The sequence below is a fragment of the Burkholderia sp. HMSC10F09 genome (assembly GCF_001806955.1).
Classification (GTDB): Bacteria; Pseudomonadota; Gammaproteobacteria; order Burkholderiales; family Burkholderiaceae; genus Burkholderia; species Burkholderia multivorans.
Genome location: NZ_KV786939.1, coordinates 871 through 1568, shown reverse-complemented (window position 1 = coordinate 1568; position 698 = coordinate 871). Strand labels below are relative to the sequence as shown.

The 698-nt window shown below is 63.3% G+C and carries 2 protein-coding genes; both read left to right on the top strand.

What is annotated here, in order from left to right; genetic code table 11:
• Nucleotides 1-486 (top strand): ABC transporter permease (locus HMPREF3115_RS28045; protein ID WP_256276461.1); only part of this gene is annotated, 486 nt, incomplete at its 5' end.
• Nucleotides 483-698: ABC transporter permease subunit (locus HMPREF3115_RS32960; protein WP_256276460.1), on the top strand; the 216-nt coding region annotated here is incomplete at its 3' end. The genes HMPREF3115_RS28045 and HMPREF3115_RS32960, both read left to right, overlap by 4 nt.

The following is a 698-nucleotide window of genomic DNA, read 5'->3' as shown; positions in this document are numbered from 1 at the left end:
CTGTTCTACAGCATCCAGATCTGGCTGAACATGGCGACCGACGCGCTCGGCTGGGATCAGATCGACATCGACCCGTTCCTCGCCGGCGTGCTCGTGCTCGGCTTCATCTACGGCGCGTACTTCACCGAAACGTTCCGCGGCGCGTTCCTGTCGGTGCCGCGCGGCCAGCTCGAAGCGGGCAGCGCGTACGGCATGACGAACTGGCAGGTGTTCACGCGGATCATGTTCCCGCAGATGATGCGCTTCGCGCTGCCGGGCATCGGCAACAACTGGCAGGTGCTCGTGAAGTCCACCGCGCTCGTGTCGATCATCGGTCTCGCCGACGTCGTGAAGGCGTCGCAGGATGCCGGCAAGGGCACGCTGCGGTTCTTCTTCTTCACGCTGATCGCCGGCGCGATCTACCTCGCCATCACGACGATCTCGAACTTCGTGCTGATGTGGCTTGAAAAGCGCTACTCGACCGGCGTCCGCAAGGCAGACCTATGATCGAACTCATCCAAGAATACTGGCGCAACTATCTGTACACCGACGGCTACCGGATCACGGGCGTCGCGATCACGCTGTGGCTGCTCGTCGTGTCGATCGGGCTCGGGTTCTGCCTGTCGGTGCCGCTCGCGGTCGCGCGCGTGTCGAAGCGCAAATGGCTGTCGCGCGCGGTATGGCTCTATACCTACGTGTTCCGCGGCACGCCGCTCTAC